This is a genomic window from Leifsonia sp. SIMBA_070 (genome assembly GCF_046534635.1).
Taxonomy (GTDB): Bacteria; Actinomycetota; Actinomycetes; order Actinomycetales; family Microbacteriaceae; genus Leifsonia.
The window spans coordinates 1-233 of sequence record NZ_JAWRYK010000996.1 but is presented as its reverse complement, the minus strand read 5'-3'; the positions used below and the strand labels follow the sequence as shown (position 1 = coordinate 233).

The following is a 233-nucleotide window of genomic DNA, read 5'->3' as shown; positions in this document are numbered from 1 at the left end:
CCCCTTTTCCCCCGTCGCAGGCCTTGCCTGGTGCCGGGTGCAGGGTTCAGCCGCGCATCCGGGTGCCGTCGGGGTCGAACCGCGGCTCGGTTAGCAGGCGGGCGGGGCATTTCTCGCCCAGGATCTCGATCTCGGCCTCGAGCCCGTCCTCTGCCCGTTCGGACGGGATGAGCGCCAGCGCGATGGAATTGCCCGCGTGGTGCGAATAGCCCCCCGAGGTGCAGAAGCCGCGC

Annotated in this window: 1 protein-coding gene; it reads right to left on the bottom strand. The window is 70.8% G+C overall.

The features are described 5' to 3' along the window. Positions 1-46 precede the first annotated feature (46 nt). Positions 47-233, bottom strand: a 187-nt coding sequence (locus SB754_RS23155) for a glycine cleavage T C-terminal barrel domain-containing protein (protein ID WP_410784585.1), incomplete at its 5' end; no start/stop codon positions are given.